This window comes from Actinoplanes sp. CA-142083 (genome assembly GCF_050942195.1).
Lineage (GTDB): Bacteria > Actinomycetota > Actinomycetes > Mycobacteriales > Micromonosporaceae > Actinoplanes.
In genome coordinates, this window is sequence record NZ_CP192076.1 from 5,815,067 (window position 1) to 5,835,334 (window position 20,268).

Sequence of the window (20,268 nt, forward strand, 5' to 3'; positions counted from 1 at the left end):
CCTAGGCTTCCGACGCGTCGCGGGAGGTGCGCAGCGTCCAGATGTGGTGGGGCGGGGCGGTCTCGTGCACGTTCGGGCCGTACGTGTCGTCGACCCGGTCCATGTCGGCGGCGAGCTCGACCCGGCCGCCGGACGGCGCGTGGACGAAGCGGAAGACGTTGGAGCCGACCGTGTGCCGGCCGAGCTTGCGCGCCTCCTGCCAGCCCTTCTCGATCATGGCGTTGCCGCCCTCGATCACGTCGTCGAAGCCGGGGACCTCGAACGAGACGTGGTTGACGCTCGCCCGGTCGGGCCGGTGGCAGAGCAGGAAGTTGTGCTGATCGGCGTCGCCGGGCACGCGCATGAACACGCCCATCGGCTTGACGACGTCGGTCGGGATGAAGCCGAGCCGGTCGACGTAGAACGCGACCGCCTCCTCCCGGCCGGCCTTGGGGATGTTGAGCGCGACGTGGCACATCCGCAGCGGCTTGACGTCGCCGACGCTGCTCAGCGCCTGGTTCAGGCGATTGACGCTGCCGCTCACGTTCGCCGGCCTCGGCGCCTTGTTTTCGTGGCGCGACATGCCCGCGACGGTGAGGCCGACACCGAAGCCGGTCTCGTCGACCGTGTGGAACACCCCGTCGGCGTCCTGGGTGACCTCGCGGTCCTTGCTCAGCGCCGCGACGAAGGCCTCGACGTCCTGCTCGGTGTCGGCGCCCCAGACCACCTCGCGGATGGTGTTGTTGCCGGGCTCGACCGACGGCGGGAGGCCCTCGGTCGCCGCGCCCGTGCGCAGGTGCAGCGTCTGGCCGATCAGCGTCTCGAAGACCGCGTGGTCCTCGCCCTTCCCGGCCAGGGCCAGGCCCAGGTCGGTGAAGAAGCGCACGCAGGTGTCCAGGTCATCTACGCTGTAGATCACCGACTCGATGCGCTGGATTCCCATTTCCGCCGCCACCTCTTATTTCCGCCGAAAGCCTTACCGATCCTATGGGCGCATCCGGCCCTCAAAGCGTTCCGATGGCGCAACCTAAGATGCACGATCGAATGCGGGGATCGGGTTGGCCGAGAACCATTCGGTGAGGAAGCTCAGGAAGACCTCGACCTTGCGCGGGGCCTGCTGGGCGGGGCCGTAGATCGCGTACAGCGAGCGGCTCGGGATCGGCAGCTCGGGCAGCAGCACCTTGAGCGTCCCGTTCATCAGGTCGTCGTAGGCGGGCCGGCTGGGCAGCAGCGCTATCCCGCGCCCGTGCACGGCGGCCTTCTGCAGCGCGATGTACGAGTTCGAGCTGAACGCCACGTTCCGGATCTTGTGCAGGGTGCTCTCGTGCCCGTGGCCGATCCGCCAGACCGGGTCGTTGGAGTGCACGAGGCAGTCGTGCTCGGAGAGGTCGTTGGGGTCGGTGAGCAGCCCGCGACGCTCGATGTAGCTGCCCGAGGCGCAGAGCACGAACGGCAGCGACGCGACCCGCTTGAGCCGCACGCTGGAGTCGCGCAGGTCGCGGGTATGGAAGGCGATGTCGAAGCCGGAGTCGAGGAAGTCGTACGTGCGGTCGGACATGCCGCCCAGCTCGAACCGTACGGCGATCTTGGGGTGGGCCACCGAGAAGGCGGCGATCGCGTCGCCGAGGTCGAGGCTGCCGATCCATTTGGGGCAGATGATCGACAGCGGGCCCTCGGGCCGGTCGTGCAGCTGCGCGATCTTGGCGTCCTCGTCGTCGATCTCGTCGAGGATCCGGTTCGCGAACTCGCTGTAGCGCATCCCGGGCTCGGTCAGGCTCACCGAGCGGGCGGTGCGGTTCACGAGGCGTACGCCCAACTGCTTTTCCAGGTCCGCGACGTGCCGGGAGATGAGCGAGCCCGACGTGCCCAGCTGCTTGGCGGCGCCCGAGAAGCTGCCCACCTTGGCGACCGTGACGAAGCTGCGCATGACGAGAATGCGGTCCATGGATCCTCCTGCCGAACTCGCGTGAGCTCGGATGTTACGTCGTTAACCTGATTGTCAACGATCAGGCGTTCCGGCGGGCATACCCCTCGATGTCCGGGAACGGCGGCTCCTTGCCGGCCTGCAGGTCGACCTGGAACGCGTTCAGGCACATTCCCAGCATCGAGAAATTGCCGAGCGAGCCGACGGTGTCGACCAATCCCTGCGGGCCGAAGTGCTGCAGCGCGTTGGCGAAGGTCTCGTCGGTGACGAAATGGTCCTCGAGGAGTTCCCGGCAGAACTGATAGAAGGCCCGGTCCTCGTCCTTGTCGAATTCCGGCGTCTCCTTGCGGGCGATCGCGTCGACCGCCGCCTGGGGAATTCCCTCCTCGACGCACTTGGCCACGTGCGCGTTCCAGGAGTACTGCGCGTCGAAGTGCCGGGCGGCGATGAGCAGCGACAACTCGCGCAGCCGCAACGGCAGGGAGGACTCCCACCGCAGGAACGCGCCGAGCGCCTCGACCCGCTCGCACAGTTCCGGGCTGTTCAGCCAGACCTGGAAAGGGCCCCGGACGGCGCCGCGCCGGCCCGCGATCCGGGCGGCGATCTCCTGCTGCCGTTCGGTCATCTCGTCCGGCTTGATAACGGGAAGTCTCATCGCCAGAACGTAACCATCCGGCGGTACGCCATCACATGCCTGAGGGCGCAACGTAAGGCTGCAGTCCGCGCAGCGCTCCCGCACCTAGGCTCGACGCCATGACCGTGATCATCAAGGCCGCCGACGTGAAGGTGCTCGACCGCGGCGGCGCCATCGCGACCACCCCGCTGGTCACCACGACGGCGGCCGGCGGCGAAAACAAGATCACCAGCGGGATCAGCGTGTACCCGCCCGGCACCGGCGCGCCGATGCACTCGCACAACTGCGACGAGCACGTGACGATCCTGGACGGTCACGCCGAGGTGCTGGTCGAGGGCACCGTGACGCGGCTTTCGCAGTACGACACCACGTACATCCCGTCGCCCATCCCGCACCTGTTCAGAAACGTCGGGGACGTGCCGCTGCGGATCCTCTGGGTCTACACCTCGGGCGTGGTGACGAGGACGTTCACCGACACCGGGATCACCGTGGAGCACCTGTCTCCCGCGGACCAGATGGGGCAGGACTGAAGGTGGTCGCGGCCAGCGCCTCGTGCATCTTGTGCAACAGGTCGCCGGCCGTGAACGGCTTCTCCAGCAGCGGGAACTCCTCGCCGAGGACCCGCGTGGTGCCGAGCAGCCCGTTGCTGTAGCCCGACATGTAGAGCACCGGCAGCCCCGGCGCCCGCTCGTGGACCAGCTCGGCCAGCCGCGGGCCGGACATCTCCGGCATGATCACGTCGGTCAGCAGCGCGTCGCAGCCCTTCTCCGAGAAGATCGCGTACGCCTCGGCGCCCGTCCCCGCGGTCAGCACCCGGTAGCCGGCCCCGGTCAGGATCCGGGTCACCACCCGGGCCAGGGCGGTCTCGTCCTCCACGACCAGGACGGTCCGGCCGTTCCCGCCCGGCGGCGGGGCCGCGCGCGCGGCCGGGACGGTGGCGCCCGCCTCGGTGGTGGCGAGCGGCAGGTAGACCCGGAACGTGGTGCCGACACCGAGCTCGGAGAAGACGTTGATGCTGCCGCCGGCCTCGGTGACGATCCCGTAGACGGTGGCCAGGCCCAGACCCGTACCCTTGCCGCGGGGTTTGGTGGTGTAGAACGGCTCGAAGATGTGCGCCGCGACCTCCGGCGACATCCCCTCCCCCGTGTCGCTGACCTGGAGCCGGGCATACCGTCCGGGCGGCACCGCGGGCTGCATGTTGATCTGCTCCCCGTCGAGCTCCGCCTCGTCCGCCTCGATCACCAGCGTGCCGCCGTCGGGCATCGCGTCGCGGGCGTTGATCGCCAGGTTGAGCAGCACCTGCTGGAGCTGGCCCGGATCGCCGTGCACGACCAGCGGCCGCTCGCAGGGCCGGGCGAACAGCGCGATGTCCTCGCCGATCGTGCGGTCCAGCATCGCCCGCACCTCGCCGATCCCGGCGTTGAGGTCGACGTCCTGCGGCTGGATGGTGTCGCCGCGGGTGAAGGTGAGCAGTTGCCGGGTGAGGTTCATGGCCCGGTCGGCGGCGGTCCGCACGTGCGCGAGATCCGATCGCACGTCGTCGTTGCCGGCGCACGACTCGGTCGCGAACTCGGTGTAGTTCACGATGATCGCGAGGATGTTGTTGAAGTCGTGCGCGATCCCGCCGGCCAGCTTGCCGAGGCTCTCCATCCGCTGCGCCTGATGCGTACGCTCCTCGAGCGCCCGCTGCCGGTCCGCGGCCTCCTTCGCCGCGCCGATGTCGCGCGCCACCACCGAGGTGCCGATGATCGCGCCGCTGGTGTCGCGGATCGCGGCCAGGTTGACCGCCAGCTCGACCGACGACCCGTCCCGGCGCAGCCGCCGCGCCTCGTACACGATGTTGCGCTCGCCCTTGTTGATCCGGGCCAGGATGCCCCGCTGCTGCTCGGCCGCGGACTCGTCGGCGATCATCGATACCGGCCGGCCGATGATCTCGTCCGGGTGCCACCCGAACATCACCTCGGCGCCCCCGTTCCAGGCCGTCACCAGCCCCTCCAAATCCACCCCGATGATCGCGGCGTCGGTGTGCTCGGCGACCGCCGCGAGGGTGGCCCGCTGCGCCTCGGCGACGTCGCGGGCGGCCCGCTCCCGGGCGTCGGCCTCCTCGAGGCGGTGCTTCTCCCCCGGCGACTGGTAGATCGAGCCCGGTCCCAGCAGCACGCCATACCCGCGGCGCAGCGTCCAGTAGTAGACGCCGATCGTCGCCGTGATCAGATCCCAGACCGCCGACGGCCACGACCAGCCCACCCCGTGCAGGTGGGTGATGCTGCCATCGGCCGCGACGATGCTGCGGTAGGTGGCGACCGCGTGCAAACCATGCCCCACCGCACAGCTGAAGAAGATCAGAGCGGTGGCGACCGCGAGCTTGTTGGTCCGGAGCTGCCCGGCCCGGTGAACAGGCACGACGATGCCCGCCATGATCGCCGCGTAGGCCACCATGATCACCAGGTTGCCGAGCAGGAAGAGCTGTTCCGGCACGATAGCGAGGCGTCGTTACTGAGCTGCCAGCGCGCGGCGCGCCCCCTCCGCCCGCAGGCCGCAGTTGGCGCGGCCACCGGCGATGCGCTCCGTTGGCGCCCAGCTCCGCGCCGCCTCCTTCGCCCAAGCTCCGTGCCCCGCCGCCGGCCTGCCCCTCCGCCCGCGCCGCCGTGCCCCAACCTGCGCGCCCCCGCCCCAACCTGCATTCGCCGCCGCGCCCCAACTTGCGCGTCCCGCCGCGCCCCAACCCCCGTGTCCCCCCACCTCCGTGCCCCGCCCCGCCTCCGTGACCCGCCCCACCTTCGTGCCCCGCCCCACCTCCGTGACCGCCCCAGCTTCGTGCCCCGCCCCAGCTTCGTGCCCCGCCCCAGCTTCGTGCCCGACGCACCCCGCGCCCGCCCCACCTCCGTGACCCGCCGCCGCGTCGCTCGCCGCACCCTCACCTCCGCGCCCCGCCGTGCCCGGGCGCATGATCGCGGCAAGTTCAGCCGGTCGCGGTTCTCGTCAGCGCGGCAGGGTCGCCATGGCCCGGAAGCTGCATGGCCGAGGTGGGCGAGGCCCGTCACGCCCCGGTGCGGATCCCGCAATGTGGCAGCAACGTCCCGGAGAGCGGCCACCGTCCCGCATGCTGGCCACGTGTCCTGACAGCCGGTCGCGCGGACCATCGTGTGAGATCTCGGCGACCCGCTCGCCGGAAATATCCCGTTATATTTGCCAGCGCCGTTAACCGCCGACGAAGGATGGGGAATTACCGTCCGCCCCTAACGGCAGCTCATCAAGGTCGGCCGGCGAAGGGTTCGCAGGAAGCCTCCGGCCACCCGCAACCGCCACCGGCGGCACCCGCAGCAGCACAGCCACCAAAACGCAACGAACCAACACAAAAGCCCGCCCTCCACCGGGGGCTCCCCCGCTGGTCATTGTCGTGTAGGACTAGGGGTGATCGTGCGGGGCGGGCGGGGAGCCTGTGGATAACCCGCTTCTGTGGAAATCGGGGTCCGGGTGAGGGAGGACGGCCGAGCTGCGGAAACTACGTCGAGGCCGGGATGACGACGGCGGAAAGAAGCAAGCCGCCGGCCCGCATCCATCGGCCCTCGATCGAGCACAGCGGCCCGTCCACGAGCACGTCGGCCGCGAACGAACCGTCGTCGCGCAGGGTCACCCGGGCCTCGGTGAAGTCGAGCCAGCGCCGCGCCACCGGAAACCAGGCCTTGTAGATCGACTCTTTGGCGCTGAACAGCAGCCGGTCCCACGACGGGCCCGGCCGGTCGAGCTGGGCGTGCTCGGCCGGCAGCGAGATGGCGTCGAGCACGCCGGGCGGGAGGGGCTCGTCGATCTCGGCGTCGACTCCGATCGTCAGGAACTCGCCGGCGTGTGCGACCGCGGCGCCTCGATAGCCGGGGCAGTGCGTGATCGTGCCGACGACGCCCGGTGGCCAGCCGGGTGCGCCGCGCTCGCCGTGGACGATGGGGGTGGGCGGCAGGCCGAGGTCGCGCAGGGCTTGGCGGGCGCACCAGCGGCCGGTGGCGAACTCGCGCCGCCGTTTCGGGACGGCGCGGGCGATCGCCGCCTGCTCCTCGGGGAAGAGCTCCTCCTCCGCCACGTCGTCGTCGAACCGTTCCGCCCAGGCCACGCCGGGCGGCAGCAGCTCTCCGATCACCGGCTCTCCTCGTCGCGCAGGTCGTAGAAGACTAGCGCGGCGCGCTTGTGCCCAAGATCGTGCACGCCGAGCAGCTCGAAACCGGCGCCGTCGAACATCCGCCGGGCGATCAGGTGCCGCTCGTCGGGGTCGGCAAACACTTTCCGTACGCGTGGATCGGCCGCCTTGAGACCGAGAGCGACCGCCCGCACCATCTTGCGCCCGAGGCCGCGCCCGGTGTCGCCGAGCTCGCCGATCGCGAGGTGGATGCCGAGATCGTACGGATCGGCGTCGTACCGCAGACCCACCACGTCCCGCGGGGTGCGGTAGACCTCGACGTACGCGAAGGGCTTGTCCTCATGCGTGACCAGAAACGGCCGTGAGCAATCGCCGGAGAGCTGGTCCGCGATGGTCGCGGCCCACCGGTCGGGCGGCCAGGCCTGCCCCCAGAACTGGGCGACGTGCGGCTCGTTCATCCACCGGCTGACCAGTTCGGGGTCCTCCCCGGCCGCGGACAGCGGGCGGATCGACCAGGGCGCCGTCAGGATGGGGGCGGGCGGTGGCCCCGCCGCGAGCACGGCCGTGGCGAGACCGGCCGTCACCTCACGCGTGGACACCACGACGCCTTGGTGATCCTGACCAGGCCGGCACTTCGCATCCTGAGGACATCGGGAACTCCACGCTCGCAAGTTAGGTCAGCCTAAGCTAATCGACACTCTATACGGGAGACAGCGCCGCCCCACGCCCGAGGCCGATCGTCCACTGTGGCGCTGAGCCGGATCCGACGGCGAGGGCGGGCGGCCCGGTCCGCGTGAACGGCGGTGACCGGCCCCTGAGCTGCTCGCCGGCACGCCGTCCGCCTGCGGCTGGTGTCGTCGCAGGTGGGCGGTATCCTTGCGCGCACCGGCGCGGGGGCATGCGCCGGAGGGCGAGCACAGGGACGACGAATATCGATGGCGGCAGAGCGCGACGGTGACCGGCGGCACGTGAGCGACGCCCTGCGCGACGCGATTCTCAAGGGCGAGTTCCTGCCCGGGGAGCGGCTGGTGGAGGCCCAGCTGATGACCCGGTTCGGGGCGAGCCGGTTCAACGTGCGCGCGGCGCTGCAAGACCTGGCGTCCGAGGGGCTGGTCGAGGCGCAGCGCAACCGCGGCGCCCAGGTGCGCAAGGTGTCGCTCGAGGAGGCCGTCGAGATCACCGAGGTACGCATGGTGGTCGAGGGCCTGATCGCGGCGCGCGCCGCCGAGCGGGTCGACGCCGAGCGGGCCTCCGAGCTCGACGAGATCGGCCTGCTGATGCGCCGGGCCGTCGAGGCGGGCGAGTACCGGCGGTACAGCGACCTCAACCAGCGCCTGCACGCGCTGATCCGGGAGATCGCCGGCCACCGCACGGCCGACCGCATCGTCGGCATGCTGCGCGGCCAGCTGGTGCGACACCAGTTCGTGCTGTCGCTGCTGCCGGGCCGGCCGCAGACGTCGCTGCCGCAGCACGAGCGCATCATCACGGCGATCCGCGACGGGGACGCCAAGGTCGCCGAGGCCGCGATGCGCGAGCACATCGCCAGCGTCATCGAGGCGCTCCGCTCGATCGATCAGCTCGGCGGCCCGGCCTGACCGACGGCGCGCTCAGTCGTGCGGCTCGTCCTCGGCCGTCCACGATGCCGGTGGGAGCGTGATGGTCACCGTCGTGCCGTGCGGGGTGTTCGGGCCGGCGGTCACCGTGCCGCCGTGCTGGGCCGCGGTCAGCGCGACGATCGCCAGGCCCAGCCCGGAGCCGGGCATCGAGCGGGCCGCCGCCGCGCGGTAGAAGCGGTCGAAGACGTGCGGCAGGTCCTCGGCGGCGATGCCCGGGCCGGTGTCGGAAACCGTGAGCGTGCCGCCGGCGGTCAGGGTCGTGGTCACCTCGCCACCTGGCGGGCTCCACTTCGCGGCGTTGTCCAGGACGTTGACCACCATGCGCTCCAGCTCGCCGGGGCGGCCGGTCACCGTCATCGGGGACAGTTCGGAGGTGAAGACGAGGCCGGGTGCTCTGATCCGTACGCGATTGATCGCGGCCGTGACGACATCGCCCAGCTCGACCGGCTCCGGGGCCTCGCGGGTCGTGTCCTCGCGGGCCAGCTCGACCAGCTCGGTCGTCAGCGTGGCCAGCTCGCGCACCTGGGCGTCGAGGTCCTCCAGGAGCTTGGCCCGCTCCTCGGTCGGCAGCCGGTGCGCGAGATCCGGGTGCCGCTCCACCGTGAGCAGCAGCTCCACATTGGTGCGGATGCTCGTCAGCGGCGTCCGCAGCTCGTGACCGGCGTCCTCGACCAGGGCCCGCTGGGCGCGCCGGGACGTGTCGATGGCCGCGAGCATCGTGTTGACCGAGCGGCCCAGCCGGGCGATCTCGTCGTCGCCGGTCACCTCGATGGGCCGGGTCAGGTCGGTGGTGGCCGCGACGTCCTCGACCGCCTCGGTCAGCCGCTCGACGGGGACCAGCCCGGCCCGCGCCACCGCCCGGCCGGCGAAGGCCGCGCCGGCGATGCCGATCACGCAGCCGGTGGCCAGGAGCAGGGCGAGGACCGTCAGCGTCCGCTGGGATTCGTCCTCGTTGATGGCGACCTGGACGGCGCCGCCGCCGGCGATCGGGGTGGTCAGCATCTGGTAGCTGTCGTCGCCGATCGTCACCTGTTCCAGCGCCTGCGCCGGGCGGCGGTGGTCCGCGCCGGCCGCGACCTTCCGGGCGGTGCCGGTCACCGGCAGCGGGCTGTCGGGGGCACTGACGACCTGGCCGGAGGAGTTGATGATCTGCCAGCGCGGGCCGAGCTCGCGGCGGTGGTCGCCGCGCCCGGGGTGGTTGCCGCCCGGGTAGCCCTGGCCGCCGGGCGGGTAGTTCCGGCCGGCCGCCCACTGCGCGGGCGCCTGGGCGATCGACACGGCGTCGGCGCTGAGCTGCTCGGCGATGCGGTGCTTCTGGATCTCCCGGGCCGCGATGAAGGCCACCGCCGCGAACGCGACCAGCGCGACGGCCACGGCCCCGGCCACCAGCAGCGAGAGCCGGGCATGCAGCGACCGCCGGCGCCACCAGCCGGAGCGGCCGGCATGCCACCGGCTCCGCGCGCGGCCGGGCGGCGGCGACTCGGCGCCGGTCACAGCGGCTCCTCGCGCAGCACGAAACCCACCCCGCGGATCGTGTGCAGCAGCCGCGGCTCGCCTTCGGCCTCCAGCTTGCGCCGCAGATACCCCAGGTACACGTGGATGCTGTTGGACTGCTCGCCGAAGTCGTAGCCCCACACCTGCTCGAACAGCGCGGCCCGGCTCAGCACCTGCCGGGGGTGGCGCAGGAACGCCTCGAGGATCGCGAACTCGGTGCGGGTCAGGCGGAGGGGACGGTCGGCGCGCCACACCTCGCGGGTGGTCGGGTTGAGGCGTACGTCGGCGAAGGTCAGCCAGTCGCCCGCCGCGACCGTGGTGATGGCCGAGCGCCGCAGCAGCGCCCGCAGCCGGGCCAGGAGCTCCTGCAATGCGAACGGCTTGACCAGGTAGTCGTCGGCGCCGGCGTCGAGGCCCGCGACCCGGTCGCCGACGCTGTCGCGGGCGGTGAGCATGAGCACGGGCAGGACCACGCCCTCGGCGCGCAGGCGGCGGCAGGTCTGCAGGCCGTCGAGGCGGGGCATCATGACGTCGAGGATCATGGCGTCCGGCTCGGCGCCGCGCACGGCGTCGAGCGCCTCCGCGCCGTCGGCGGCGGTGTCGACCTGGTGTCCTTCGAAGCGGAGGGTGCGCGCGAGGGAGTCGCGGACCGCGACGTCGTCCTCCACCACCAAGATCCGCATGGTCTCCTCAGTTCAGGTGCGCGGCGTCCAGCGCCGCTTGCAGCGACTCCTTGTAGCCGTCGCTGGTGACGGTAGCTCCGGAGACCGCGTCGATGTCGGCGCTCTGCTTGTCGAGGGTCTCCTGGCGCAGGGTGGGCAGCGCCCGGGCGTTGATCTCCTGGTCTCGCCGGTTCTCGTTCGGATAGGTCGGGACGGCGACGCCGGTGATCTTGCCGCCGTCGACGGTGATGGTGACCTGGACGGGACCCCAGCGGGTCTGCGCGGTCGACCCGGCATAGGTCTTCCCGGCGCCGGCGCCTTCTTGCGCTTGCGCTTGCGGCGCGGCCGGCGTCGCCCCGCCTGTGCTTGTGCGATAGCTGAACAGCAGGACCATCGCGGCGACCGTCGAGAACAGCCACAGCGTTATCCGTCGCATCGATTTCCTTTCCGGTTTCACCAGGAGAACTGCTCGGTGTGCACCCGCTCGGCGGGCACCCCGGCCTCGAGAGCCGCGGCCCGGGCCGCCGCCGTCCATTCATCGGGACCGCAGACGTACACGTCCGAGCGCGCCACCTCCGGCGCCATCAGCCGCAGTGCGTCCGCATCCCGGTACTGGGAATGTTGCGCCGGCAGCCACGACGGCCGGGACGCGCGTGGCCCGAGCAGGTAGACCACTCGCACCCCGCGGTGCCGCGCGAACCATTCCAGCTCCCCGCGAAATGCGATCTCGGCATCGTTGCGGGCCCGGTAGACCAGCGTCGCCGAGCCGGGCGGGTAGGGCAGTTCCCCGAGCAGCGCCAGCAGCGGTGTCACCCCGATCCCGCACGCGAGCAGGGTGACCGCTCCCCCGCCGTACGTGTCTCCGGTCAGCCGCCCGTAGGGACCCTCGATGATCGCGCGAGTGCCGGGCTTCAGCCCGGCGGCGCGGCTGCTGCCGTCGCCGAGGTCCTTCACCGTGATGCGCAGCCCGCGCCCGTGCGGCGTCGCCGACAGCGAATAAGGATGCGCCCGCGTCCATCCCGGGCCGTTCAGGAAGCGCCATTGGAAGAACTGCCCGGCCCGCACCGGCAGCCGGTCGAGGTGGCGCCCGTCGAGGAAGACCGAGGTGAGCCCGGGTCCCTCCGGGACCACGCGCGAGACCACCAGGTGGTGACGCCAGGTGCGCCAGGCCGGCATTCCTATCCGGTACGCGATGACCGCACCCGCCGATACCGCGTACAGGGTCCACCAGTAGGCGGTGGCGACCGGGGAGGACAGAAAGTCGGCGCCGGTCCACAGCTGGTGCGGCAGTGCCAGGCCCACGCCGAGGTAGGCGTACAGGTGCAGCAGATGCCACGACTCGTAGCGCAACTTTCGCCGCGCGGCGCGCAACGAGGTCGCCACCACCGCGAGGATCAGCGCCGTCCCGGCGATCGCGAGCAACATTCCCGGATAGTTGACGGTGAAGTCCCAGAAAGTCGGCAGGAAATTTCCGTAGCCGAAGGTGATGAGCACGATGTGGGCGACCATCAGCCAGAACGAGGTGAACCCCACCCAGCGGTGCCAGCGGGCCAGCTTGTCCTGGCCGAAGGCCCGCTCGACCACCGGGATGCGGGCCATCAGCAGCACTTGGAGCAGCAGCAGGTCCGCCGCCCAGAGTCCGCTGAGCCGTCCCGTACTCGTCAGGAAGTCGCCGGAAAGATCACGCACCCCGCCGTCACCGACCCACAAGGCCGTCACCACCAGCAGCGATGTGCCGGCCGCCAGGCCGCCGAGGCCGGACCACCACCGCGGCGTCGCCCGAGGGGTGTGCGCAGAGAGATGGGGCGGCGCCGCGGTCGTGGTCACCCTCCCACGATCGGTCGCGCCGGTTAAGGCCGCCGCAGTGCTGGCTAAGAGTTGTCTAAGAAGCTTCGGCGAGGCGCTTGAAGTTGAGGAGCTGCCGCCGGGCCATCACCAGGTCGCCCAGGTTGAGGCAGAACGCGGCGACGCGGTTGGTCCGCATCACCACCTTGAGGATCAGGCGGGTCGCGGCGCTGCCCTCGGGCACCAGCGCGTACGACAGGTAGGCGCCCATGATGGTGGCCGTCAGCTGCTCGCCGGGGTCGACCGCGACGATCCGGCCGCGCCGGCGGCCGCCCACGGTGGTGAAGGGCTCGCCCACCACCGGCTCGGGCAGGCCGGCCGGCTCACGCGGGGAGCGGCGGCCGAGGTTGTCGATCCAGTCGTACGAGTACGGCGCCAGCCGGACCTGCGCCACCCACGGCCAGACGACCGGCGGTGGCGCGTCGACGTGCACGCCGCGCCACGCCACCAGCGACGGCGATTCCACGAAACTGTCGCACGCGTATTGGCGCGAAATCTCGCTGTCTCTGACGCCCCACCGGTCGCCGATCACGCGTTGATCGTAGGCCGCTTCCGCCGGCCGAAGACGCGGCGCAGGGCGTGCCACGTGCCGGTGATGCCCCAGCCGGCCGTGGTGAGCAGCCGGTCGCCGACGATGGCGAACTCGGCCACCAGCGACGCCGCCCGGTCCATCGCCTGGCGGGCCTCCTCGAAATCCTCCGCGTCGTTGCGCAGGTCCCACAGGCGGCGACCCTGATCCCAGGCGTGCGCGCGGGTGACCGTGACCAGCATCCGCTGGCTCCAGTCGTCGAGCGGGCCGACGAACTCGTCGATCTCCATCTGCCAGCGGGTCGAGAAGCCGCGGCGCAGCGGCGGGATCTCCTCGTAGAAGATCTGGTTGACCAGCAGGTAGTCGGGGTGGATCTCGTCGTCGACCGGCGCGCCGGTTTCGTTCCAGGTGCCGATGAGCGCCAGCGAAAGATCGTGGTTGATGTGCGCGTTGACGCCGAGCATCGCGGCGGTCAGGCGGCTCATCTTCAGGTCGTGGCCGCGCTTGAAGAGGACTTCCCAGACGTCGGGGGTGTCCGCGTTGTCGTCGTTCCACAGGCTCAGCGCCGAGAAATAGCGCTTCGCGAACTGCACGTCGAGCAGCTCGAGGAACTCCGGCTGGTTGACGCCGGTGACGAGCGCGGTGTCCACCCGGCGGGTGATCCGGTTGTAGAGCGAGTTGAACGCGGAAACCCGGTTCTTCGTCGGGCTCGGCGGCAGCTCGTCCATGATGACCTGCACGGTGTCCAGTTTGGCGATCACGGCGGCGATGCTGCCGGGCTGGGTGGACAGCACCTCGGCCATCCGGTCGCGCAAGGGATCCCACCCGCGGCCCGGCGGGATCTCGAGCGCCGAGAGCTCGAGACGCTTCTCCTTGAGCGTCTCGGCGCTGCCGCGCACGCGCTCCCGGTCGAACGTTGTCGTCATGCCAATAGCCTGCTCACCCCGGGGCCCCGCCACCAGCACCCTGTCGTGTACCTGTCCGGCGAGATCCGCCACATTCCGGAGCGTGACGGGGTAGTTACGCACGAAAATTCGGCTGACGGCCGCGAAAACGACGGATACGGTAGCCCGCATGTCGGTGACTTACCTGGTCTTCGCGCCCTCGCGGGGACCGCTGCACTCGATTCGCTTGCGCGCGCAGGGCCTCGCCCTGGCGTAAAGCCGCTTTGCTTCCCCGCCAGGGCCAGACGAGTCCACTTGAGATTCGGACGGGCCCTCATTGAGGCCTGTCCACGTTCGCCGCCTTCGTCGCGGCAGACGGGACTTCCGAGGCCATGGCAGCACCCACCCGGCGCGAGCATTCCCGCGCCCGTCGCACCCTGGGACAAAACTTTCTCGCCGACCCGGCCTGGGCCCGGCGCCTGGCATCACTCGCCGTTCAAGATCAAGACCTTGTCGTGTACGAGGTGGGCGCCGGCCGCGGCCGCATCACCCGGGAACTTCTCGCGTTGCCGGCGCGCGTCGTCGCGTACGAGATCGACCCGGAGATGGCCGGCCGCCTGCCGAGACATTCCCGCCTCAGCGTTCGCACCGAGGATTTTCTGGCGGCGCGGCCGCCGGCGGAAAGTTTCGCCGTCGTGGGGAACATTCCCTACGCGCTGACCGCGGCCGTCGTGCGCTGGTGCCTGGACGCGCCGGCGTTGCACCACGCCACCCTGCTGACCCAGTGGGAGTACGCGCGCAAGCGCACCGGCGACTACGGCCGCTGGAGCAAGCTGACCGTGCTTACCTGGCCGGAATTCTCGTGGCGGCTGGCCGGCCGGGTGCCGCGCGACGCTTTCCGGCCGGTGCCGCGTGTGGACGGCGGGATCCTCCAGCTCGAACGCCGCCCGGTCCCGCTGGTCGGCCCGCGCCACCTGCCGGCCTGGGAGCGGCTGGTCGAGGAAGGTTTCTCGGGCGCTGGCGGCTCTCTTTACGCAACTGTCGCGCGGCGCTACGGAAACCGTCGCGCGGCCGGGGTCGTGCGGGCGGCCCGTATCGGCTTCGACACCCCGGTCGGCGAGGTCTGGCCGGAGCAGTGGCTCACCCTGTTCCGCCTGCTGGGGCCACGATGAGGGTGCCCAGCCCGGCGACCGCGTCGATGTCGAGCCCGCCCGATTCGACGTCGTCGGCGCCGTCCGCGCGCAACCGCGTGTCGCGATCGATTCCCCGGGTCCGGTCGCCGTTGAGGGTGACCTGGCCGCCGCCGTCGCGCAGCAGCACCTTGACCGGGACCTCCTTCGCGGTGGTGATGTTCCACGTGTTCACGCCGCCGGTCATCCGGATCGGCAGGGTCTCGCCGGACGTGGGCAGCGACATGTCGATGCGCGCCGCGCCGCCGTTCAGGTCGATCCGCCGGACCCACCCGTTCGCGAGGGAAAATTTCGCGTTCCGAACGCCACCGGTCATCCTCACCGACCAGGTGATCTTGCTGTTGAGCCGTACGGTGATCGGTTCGGTGCCCTCGCTGCCCTCGGCGACGGTCGCGGTCAGCCGCACGGTGCTGCCGTCGCGATCGAGCTCCGGCTTGATCCCGCTGCCGTCCGGGGCGGAGACCCGCACGGGGTCCGCGCCGATCGCGGCGACGCTCACGTTGAGCACGGCGACGTCGCTGCCCAGCTCGAACGTCCCGGAGCTGAACGGCGGATCGGCCGCGGCGGTGGCGGGTTTCGTCGTGGCCGGCGAACTCGGCTCGGCGCTCGCCGTCGGCGGCGCCTGCGGCTCGACCGAGACGGGCGGGTTGGTCCCGGCGGTGGCGGGTGGCGTGGTCCCGGCGGCGGGCGGGGTGTTCACCGCGACCGAGGTCTCGTCGTTGCGCAGCACCATCCGGCCGAGAACGATCACGCTGCCGCCCAGGAAGACGGTGACGGCGAGGACGCCGAGCAGGAACCGCAGGCCCTTGCGGGCCGGCGGGGGCGGTGGGCTGATCAGGCGCGAGGGTTGCGTTTCCGTCGTGTACGGCTCGTTCGCGTACGGCGCGTTTCCGTGCGGCTCGGGGGCGGTCGCCTCGGCCGGGCCGTCGCCGGGGTAGTAGTCGGCTTGGGGGCCCATCCGATGTGGAGCGTCGGGCCAGTAGTCGGCGATGCGGGGCCACTCCCCCGTCGGGCCGGTCGTGGTGGCCGATGGGGAGGCGGCCGGGTTGGTGTCGTGAGAGCCGTCCACGCGAAAGTCCCCTCGGTGCGGCTACGTATGGCTTCGACTGGCAATACGCAGCGCACCCGCCCGAAGGTTCGATTTCCGCGGCGGCGGATCGCGAAGGCGGCCAAAGATGGGCTTAAATCTCACTCTTGCGATTCACGGCCTTCGCCGCAAGAATGCCTTTTCGAGAGTTTAAGAGTGTCTTAGGCCGCCGGCCGCAGGAGCGGATGTTACATGCCCCACGACGATGATCGGAAAGGCTGGCCGCCTTACCCGAGCCGGGCTTTGCCGCCCGGGCCGGCATACCGGGCTTTGCCACCCGGGCCGGCCGCCGCGCAGGCCGCGAGGGCGCGCCGGATATTGGTGGCCTCCGCGGTGATCATCACCGTCGGGGTCGCCGGCATCCTGGTACTGATCTATCCGTCCGGTGACGACGGTCCCGCCCCCGTGGCGCAGACCATCATCGAGCCGTCGCCGTTCGACTGGGAGCCGTCCCCGGCGGTCTCGCTGCTACCGGCCCCGACCAGCAGTTTTACGTCGACGCCGGCCACGACGCGGCCGACCGTGCCGGTGACCACGCACCGGCCCGCGCCCACCGGGACGAGCCGCACGGTCAGCCCGGCCCCGGTGGTCGACCTCGACATCGGCGCGACCGTCGGCCTGTCGCCGGCGGGCCGCGCCGAGCTCCGCTTGCGGCATCGCGACTTCGTCGGCCGGATCGACCGAATCGGATCGGGCAGCTCCGCTCTGGAACGCGCCGATTCCCGATTCGTGGTCCGAAAAGGCCTCGGCCGCGACGGCTGCGTTTCCCTGGAATCGGTTAACTATCCGGGCTATTTCCTGCGTCACCGCAACTTCATCCTGCGGCTCGAGCAGCCCGGCCGCTGGGACCGCCGGGGCGGTTCGGAATTGTTCGAGCGCGACGCCACCTTCTGCACGTCCCCGACGAGCGACGGCTCCGCCTTCATTCTGGAATCGATCAATTATCCGAACCGCGCCCTGTCCCTTCACGACGACGGCGTGGTCGGCCTCGACGAGAACGACCCGACCGCCTTCGTGGTGCGCTCGCCCCTCTGACCCCAGCTCGACGACGTTGACGCGCACATGTTGACTGCATTGAGTGGACTGCATTGACTCGTCAATGTTGACGGAATCAACATGTCAACCTGACGCCGTCAACATGTCGCCCCGACGCCGACGCCGACGCCGCGTCTCGATGCGGTCGACCTGGCCGTGCGGGCCGGCTGTTTCAGGCGCCGGCCTCGTCGAGCCGGGTGAGCTGGTCGTCGCTGAGCTTCACGTCGAGGGCGGGCAGCGCGTCCTCGAACTGCTGCGGCGTGCGCGGCCCGATCAGCGGCAGCACCCGCGGCGCCGTCTGGTGCATCAGCCAGGCGAGCACCAGCTGGTTCGGCGTCACACCCACCTCGGCGGCCACCTCGGACACCGCGGCGAGCCGGGCGTCCGCGTCCGGGCCGGTGTAGCTCTCCATCGCCCAGTGGCTGTCACGCTTCTGCGCGCTGTCGTAGACGCCCTTCAGGATCGGCGAGTACGCCACCCGCGTCTGGTCGTCGTTCTCGCGCAGGTAGTCCAGCTGCTCCACGTCCACGATGGACGCCGATGCGAAGCCCGCCTTCGGCCGCAGGTAGCTGTGCTGCTGCTGCACCGCGACCGGCAGCGGCCACCCGTTGCGCTCGCACAGCCCGCGGATCCGCTCGAGCCGCCAGGTCCGCACGTTGGACCAGCCGAGGTAGCGCACCTTCCCCGACGAGACCATCCCGGCCAGCGCCTCGAGGGTTTCCTCCAGCGGCGTGGCCCGGTCGTCCACATGGATGTAGTAGAGGTCGACGTGATCGGTGCCGAGCCGCCGCAGGCTGCCGTCGAGCGCGTCCCGCAGCGTCTTGGCGCCGGCCCCCGCGAACGTGCGCCGGGCGAGCTCCCAGTTCGCCGTGCCGTCCTCGGCCCACAGCTCGGGCGAGTACGCCGGCACGGCGCTGGCCTTGGTGGCCAGGAAGACCCGGTCGCGCTTGTTGCCGTCACGCATCCAGCGCCCGAGGAGCTCTTCGCTCTCCCCGCCGCGGCTGCCCCGGCGGGCCCACCACTCGTAGCAGTCGGCGGTGTCGACGAACGACCCGCCCACCTCGAGATACCGGTCGAGGATCCGGACGGAGTCGGCTTCGCTTGTGGCGTTTCCCATCTGCATCGCGCCGAGCGCGAGCTGGCTGACCTGCTGGCCGGTGCGGCCGAGTTCGATCGTCTGCATGAATCCGACGCTAATTGCTGGAGCGCGCTCCAGGTCAACGCCAAGCTGTGAAGACTTCCCGCCCGCCCCGCACGCCAACTCATCAAGCTCGCCGCCGCGCTCCGCCCACCCACCAAGCTGTGGTGACTACGCGCCCGCTCCGCACGCCAACTCATCAAGGTCGCGACCACGCCGCCGCCCATGCCCCGGGAACGCGGCAGGCAGACCGCCGGCGAGGCGGATCGGCGGCATCACGGCGACCGCCAACGGATCATGGCTGCCGCCCTCCAGCTCAGCCACGGCCGGGCGGGGCCGCGCGGACCGGGCGAGGCCGCGCGGACCGGGCGAGGCAGCGCCCGGAGGCAACCACCCGCGGCCGGCCTCGTCGGGTTCAGGAGGCGGTCGCGGTCGCCTTCACCCGCTCGGCCGCGTGGCGGCCGGCTCGGTAGCCGAAGACCACCGCCGGCGCGATTGTCGCGCCCGGCCCGGGGTACGTGCGGCCCATCACCGACGCGGTGGTGTTGCCGGCCGCGTACAGGCCCGGGACGACCGAGCCCGAAGTGTCGAGCACCCGGCCGTCCTCGTCGGTGAGCAAGCCGCCCTTGGTGCCCAGGTCGCCGGGCACCAGCTGCACCGCGGTGAACGGTCCCTTCTCGAGCGGGCCCAGGTTGGGGTTCGGCTTCACCCGGGGGTCGCCGTAGTAGTTGTCGTACGCGGTGCGCCCCCGGCCGAAGTCCTCGTCCACACCCGTACGGGAGAAGCCGTTGAATCTCGAGACCGTGGCGCGGAGCTTGGCCGGCTCCATGCCCAACTGGACGGCGAGGTCGTCGAGCGTCTCGGCGGAGCGGACGATGCCGGATTCGCGCAACTTCTTCGTGCCCTGCAGGAAAGCGTTGAACAGGTAGCGCCGCCGGTGGCGGACGTCGAGGATGAGCCAGCTCGGGATCGCGGGGACCGTCTTGTCGCGCTCGAGCATGGCGTGGCCGAAGTCGATGTAGCTGACCGACTCGTTGACGTAGCGCTCGCCGGACGAGTCGACCACGATGCCGAACGGCATGGACCGCTCGGAGAGCACGAACTGGTTGCTCCCGTCGGCGAGCGGCACCGACGCGCCCCACCACGCGTCGTCCATCAGGGAAAGTTGCGCGCCCGCCTCGTCGCGCGCGATGCGGATCGGCTCGCCGAGGTCACCTTCCGCCGCCGACGTGTAGCCGGGAACGCCCTGGTGCGAGGAGCGCCATTCGCTGTTGCGCGCGAAACCGCCGGCGCCCAGGATCACGCCGCCGAGCGCGCGAACTTTCGTGCCGTCGCCAACCGTCGCCCCCACGACCGTGCCCGAGTCGTCGCGGATCAGGCCGGTCAGCGGCGTGGACAGCAACACCTCGACCCCGGCGCGCAGCGCCACGTCCATCAAATTCGCCGACAGGGCGCCGCCGATGCCGTAGAGCCGCTTCCCGGTGACCAGCCCCCCGATCGTACGGAAGACGAAGCGTGCCCCGCGCACGAAGCCGGACGGCGTCGACCAGGCCCGGGCCAGCAGCCAGACGTCGTCGGTGCGCAACGGCGCCGGGATGCTTTCGCGCCCGCGGAAGGTGGCGAACCAGTCGCCGAGCTTGCGCGTGTCGAAGGCACGCACCTCGATGCCGCGCCCGATCATGCCGCCGGGCCGGTCCGGGTAGTAGTCGGGGTAGTCCTTCGCCGGGATCCAGCGCACGCCGAGCCGCTCGAGGAACGCGTACACCTCGGGGATAGTTTCCACGAAAGCCCGGCGCCGTTGCGGTGAGCTTGCCGGCCCGGCCTCGCCGATCGCCGCCTCCATGTAGGTCAGCGCCTTCTCGACCGAGTCCTCGCCCCTGATCAGCGGGTTCGTCGGCATCCACAGCCCCCCGCCGCTGAGCGCGGTCGTGCCGCCCCATTTCGCGGTGCTTTCCACGACGAGCACGCGCAACCCGGCGTGGGCGGCGACGATCGCGGCGGAAAGACCCGCCGCGCCCGAGCCGGCCACCAGAACGTCGACTTCACGGTCCACGAAACGCCTCCTAGCCGAGCAAGGTAGCCGATCGGCTACCCCCAGCGGTGCAAGGAAGATAGCCGA

20 protein-coding genes are annotated in these 20,268 nt (G+C 71.0%); 4 read left to right on the top strand and 16 right to left on the bottom strand.

All coding sequences use genetic code 11. The annotated features are described in order from the left end of the window. Nucleotide 1: 1 nt before the first annotated feature. From ACQPZX_RS26710 to ACQPZX_RS26720, 3 genes are all read right to left on the bottom strand, one after another. Complete coding sequence (locus ACQPZX_RS26710; protein ID WP_433360427.1) at nucleotides 2-922, bottom strand: VOC family protein; 921 nt, start codon at nucleotides 920-922, stop codon at nucleotides 2-4. A gap of 84 nt (nucleotides 923-1,006) precedes the next feature. Beyond that, entirely contained in the window at nucleotides 1,007-1,924 is a 918-nt protein-coding gene (locus ACQPZX_RS26715) for a LysR family transcriptional regulator (protein ID WP_433360430.1), read from the bottom strand. A 61-nt stretch (nucleotides 1,925-1,985) separates the two neighbouring features. Beyond that, nucleotides 1,986-2,558, bottom strand: a complete 573-nt coding sequence (locus ACQPZX_RS26720) for a carboxymuconolactone decarboxylase family protein (protein WP_433360433.1) — start codon at nucleotides 2,556-2,558, stop codon at nucleotides 1,986-1,988. Nucleotides 2,559-2,656: 98 nt separating this feature from the next. Here ACQPZX_RS26720 and ACQPZX_RS26725 point away from each other — a divergent pair, with 98 nt between their 5' ends. Further along, nucleotides 2,657-3,067, top strand: coding sequence for a cupin domain-containing protein (locus tag ACQPZX_RS26725; RefSeq protein ID WP_433360436.1), 411 nt, complete (start codon nucleotides 2,657-2,659; stop codon nucleotides 3,065-3,067). Here the strand turns inward: ACQPZX_RS26725 and ACQPZX_RS26730 are convergent. The 3 genes from ACQPZX_RS26730 to ACQPZX_RS26740 all read right to left on the bottom strand — a co-directional run bounded on the left by ACQPZX_RS26730 (nucleotide 3,021) and on the right by ACQPZX_RS26740 (nucleotide 7,268). Then, nucleotides 3,021-5,015 carry an ATP-binding protein gene (locus tag ACQPZX_RS26730; RefSeq protein WP_433360439.1) on the bottom strand — a complete coding sequence of 665 codons (1,995 nt, stop codon included), beginning with the start codon at nucleotides 5,013-5,015 and terminating at the stop codon, nucleotides 3,021-3,023. The two genes, ACQPZX_RS26725 and ACQPZX_RS26730, sit on opposite strands and share 47 nt — an antisense overlap. A 1,027-nt stretch (nucleotides 5,016-6,042) precedes the next feature. Further along, nucleotides 6,043-6,672 (bottom strand): 4'-phosphopantetheinyl transferase family protein, encoded by a 630-nt coding sequence (locus tag ACQPZX_RS26735; RefSeq protein ID WP_433360442.1) that lies wholly within the window; start codon nucleotides 6,670-6,672, stop codon nucleotides 6,043-6,045. Continuing rightward, nucleotides 6,669-7,268 (bottom strand): GNAT family N-acetyltransferase, encoded by a 600-nt coding sequence (locus ACQPZX_RS26740; protein WP_433360445.1) that lies wholly within the window; start codon nucleotides 7,266-7,268, stop codon nucleotides 6,669-6,671. Before ACQPZX_RS26740 ends, ACQPZX_RS26735 begins: the two co-directional genes overlap by 4 nt. 336 nt (nucleotides 7,269-7,604) lie before the next feature. On the opposite strand from ACQPZX_RS26740, the gene ACQPZX_RS26745 reads away from it, so the two are divergent. Next, complete coding sequence (locus tag ACQPZX_RS26745; protein WP_433360448.1) at nucleotides 7,605-8,264, top strand: GntR family transcriptional regulator; 660 nt, start codon at nucleotides 7,605-7,607, stop codon at nucleotides 8,262-8,264. A 12-nt stretch (nucleotides 8,265-8,276) separates the two neighbouring features. Here ACQPZX_RS26745 and ACQPZX_RS26750 read toward each other — a convergent pair whose 3' ends face one another. Genes ACQPZX_RS26750 through ACQPZX_RS26775 form a run of 6 tightly spaced genes read right to left on the bottom strand, consistent with a single transcriptional unit; the run spans nucleotide 8,277 to nucleotide 13,741 of the window. Beyond that, on the bottom strand, nucleotides 8,277-9,779 hold the full coding sequence (locus tag ACQPZX_RS26750) for a HAMP domain-containing sensor histidine kinase (RefSeq protein WP_433360451.1): 1,503 nt from the start codon (nucleotides 9,777-9,779) through the stop codon (nucleotides 8,277-8,279). Beyond that, entirely contained in the window at nucleotides 9,776-10,462 is a 687-nt protein-coding gene (locus tag ACQPZX_RS26755) for a response regulator transcription factor (RefSeq protein ID WP_433360454.1), read from the bottom strand. The genes ACQPZX_RS26750 and ACQPZX_RS26755 overlap by 4 nt, the downstream gene beginning before the upstream one ends. A 7-nt stretch (nucleotides 10,463-10,469) precedes the next feature. Then, nucleotides 10,470-10,877 carry an FMN-binding protein gene (locus tag ACQPZX_RS26760; RefSeq protein WP_433360457.1) on the bottom strand — a complete coding sequence of 136 codons (408 nt, stop codon included), beginning with the start codon at nucleotides 10,875-10,877 and terminating at the stop codon, nucleotides 10,470-10,472. A gap of 17 nt (nucleotides 10,878-10,894) precedes the next feature. Then, nucleotides 10,895-12,268: a ferredoxin reductase family protein gene (locus tag ACQPZX_RS26765; RefSeq protein WP_433360460.1), complete on the bottom strand. Its 1,374-nt coding sequence runs from the start codon at nucleotides 12,266-12,268 to the stop codon at nucleotides 10,895-10,897. A gap of 55 nt (nucleotides 12,269-12,323) precedes the next feature. Then, on the bottom strand, nucleotides 12,324-12,818 hold the full coding sequence (locus ACQPZX_RS26770; protein ID WP_433360463.1) for a polyketide cyclase: 495 nt from the start codon (nucleotides 12,816-12,818) through the stop codon (nucleotides 12,324-12,326). Next, nucleotides 12,815-13,741 (bottom strand): DUF5995 family protein, encoded by a 927-nt coding sequence (locus tag ACQPZX_RS26775; protein WP_433360465.1) that lies wholly within the window; start codon nucleotides 13,739-13,741, stop codon nucleotides 12,815-12,817. The genes ACQPZX_RS26770 and ACQPZX_RS26775 overlap by 4 nt, the downstream gene beginning before the upstream one ends. A gap of 350 nt (nucleotides 13,742-14,091) precedes the next feature. Between ACQPZX_RS26775 and erm the strand changes: the two genes are divergently transcribed. Continuing rightward, a complete protein-coding gene (gene erm / locus ACQPZX_RS26780) occupies nucleotides 14,092-14,871 on the top strand; it encodes a 23S ribosomal RNA methyltransferase Erm (RefSeq protein ID WP_433360468.1) in 780 nt (259 codons plus the stop codon). On the opposite strand, the gene ACQPZX_RS26785 is transcribed toward erm, so the two are convergent. Continuing rightward, nucleotides 14,840-15,958 (bottom strand): hypothetical protein, encoded by a 1,119-nt coding sequence (locus ACQPZX_RS26785; protein ID WP_433360471.1) that lies wholly within the window; start codon nucleotides 15,956-15,958, stop codon nucleotides 14,840-14,842. The genes erm and ACQPZX_RS26785 overlap by 32 nt on opposite strands. Nucleotides 15,959-16,350: 392 nt before the next feature. After that, the gene (locus tag ACQPZX_RS26790) at nucleotides 16,351-16,578 is read right to left on the bottom strand and encodes a hypothetical protein (RefSeq protein WP_433360473.1); all 228 of its coding nucleotides are present in this window, start codon (nucleotides 16,576-16,578) and stop codon (nucleotides 16,351-16,353) included. Between ACQPZX_RS26790 and ACQPZX_RS26795 the strand changes: the two genes are divergently transcribed. After that, nucleotides 16,562-17,011, top strand: a complete 450-nt coding sequence (locus ACQPZX_RS26795) for an AbfB domain-containing protein (protein WP_433360475.1) — start codon at nucleotides 16,562-16,564, stop codon at nucleotides 17,009-17,011. The two genes, ACQPZX_RS26790 and ACQPZX_RS26795, sit on opposite strands and share 17 nt — an antisense overlap. A gap of 172 nt (nucleotides 17,012-17,183) precedes the next feature. On the opposite strand, the gene ACQPZX_RS26800 is transcribed toward ACQPZX_RS26795, so the two are convergent. Next, nucleotides 17,184-18,194 carry an aldo/keto reductase gene (locus tag ACQPZX_RS26800; protein WP_433360477.1) on the bottom strand — a complete coding sequence of 337 codons (1,011 nt, stop codon included), beginning with the start codon at nucleotides 18,192-18,194 and terminating at the stop codon, nucleotides 17,184-17,186. Nucleotides 18,195-18,564: 370 nt separating this feature from the next. Continuing rightward, nucleotides 18,565-20,202, bottom strand: a complete 1,638-nt coding sequence (locus ACQPZX_RS26805; RefSeq protein ID WP_433360480.1) for an FAD-dependent oxidoreductase — start codon at nucleotides 20,200-20,202, stop codon at nucleotides 18,565-18,567. Nucleotides 20,203-20,268: the final 66 nt, after the last annotated feature.

What these genes read in the sequence shown, in the direction of transcription:
- ACQPZX_RS26800 (WP_433360477.1), bottom strand. Translation starts at nt 18,194, where the DNA reads ATGCAGACGATCGAACTCGGCCGCACCGGCCAGCAGGTCAGCCAGCTC.
- ACQPZX_RS26745 (WP_433360448.1), top strand. Translation starts at nt 7,605, where the DNA reads ATGGCGGCAGAGCGCGACGGTGACCGGCGGCACGTGAGCGACGCCCTG.
- ACQPZX_RS26725 (WP_433360436.1), top strand. Translation starts at nt 2,657, where the DNA reads ATGACCGTGATCATCAAGGCCGCCGACGTGAAGGTGCTCGACCGCGGC.
- ACQPZX_RS26715 (WP_433360430.1), bottom strand. Translation starts at nt 1,924, where the DNA reads ATGGACCGCATTCTCGTCATGCGCAGCTTCGTCACGGTCGCCAAGGTG.
- ACQPZX_RS26720 (WP_433360433.1), bottom strand. Translation starts at nt 2,558, where the DNA reads ATGAGACTTCCCGTTATCAAGCCGGACGAGATGACCGAACGGCAGCAG.
- ACQPZX_RS26790 (WP_433360473.1), bottom strand. Translation starts at nt 16,578, where the DNA reads ATGTCGAGGTCGACCACCGGGGCCGGGCTGACCGTGCGGCTCGTCCCG.
- ACQPZX_RS26710 (WP_433360427.1), bottom strand. Translation starts at nt 922, where the DNA reads ATGGGAATCCAGCGCATCGAGTCGGTGATCTACAGCGTAGATGACCTG.
- ACQPZX_RS26760 (WP_433360457.1), bottom strand. Translation starts at nt 10,877, where the DNA reads ATGCGACGGATAACGCTGTGGCTGTTCTCGACGGTCGCCGCGATGGTC.
- ACQPZX_RS26775 (WP_433360465.1), bottom strand. Translation starts at nt 13,741, where the DNA reads ATGACGACAACGTTCGACCGGGAGCGCGTGCGCGGCAGCGCCGAGACG.
- erm (WP_433360468.1), top strand. Translation starts at nt 14,092, where the DNA reads ATGGCAGCACCCACCCGGCGCGAGCATTCCCGCGCCCGTCGCACCCTG.
- ACQPZX_RS26755 (WP_433360454.1), bottom strand. Translation starts at nt 10,462, where the DNA reads ATGCGGATCTTGGTGGTGGAGGACGACGTCGCGGTCCGCGACTCCCTC.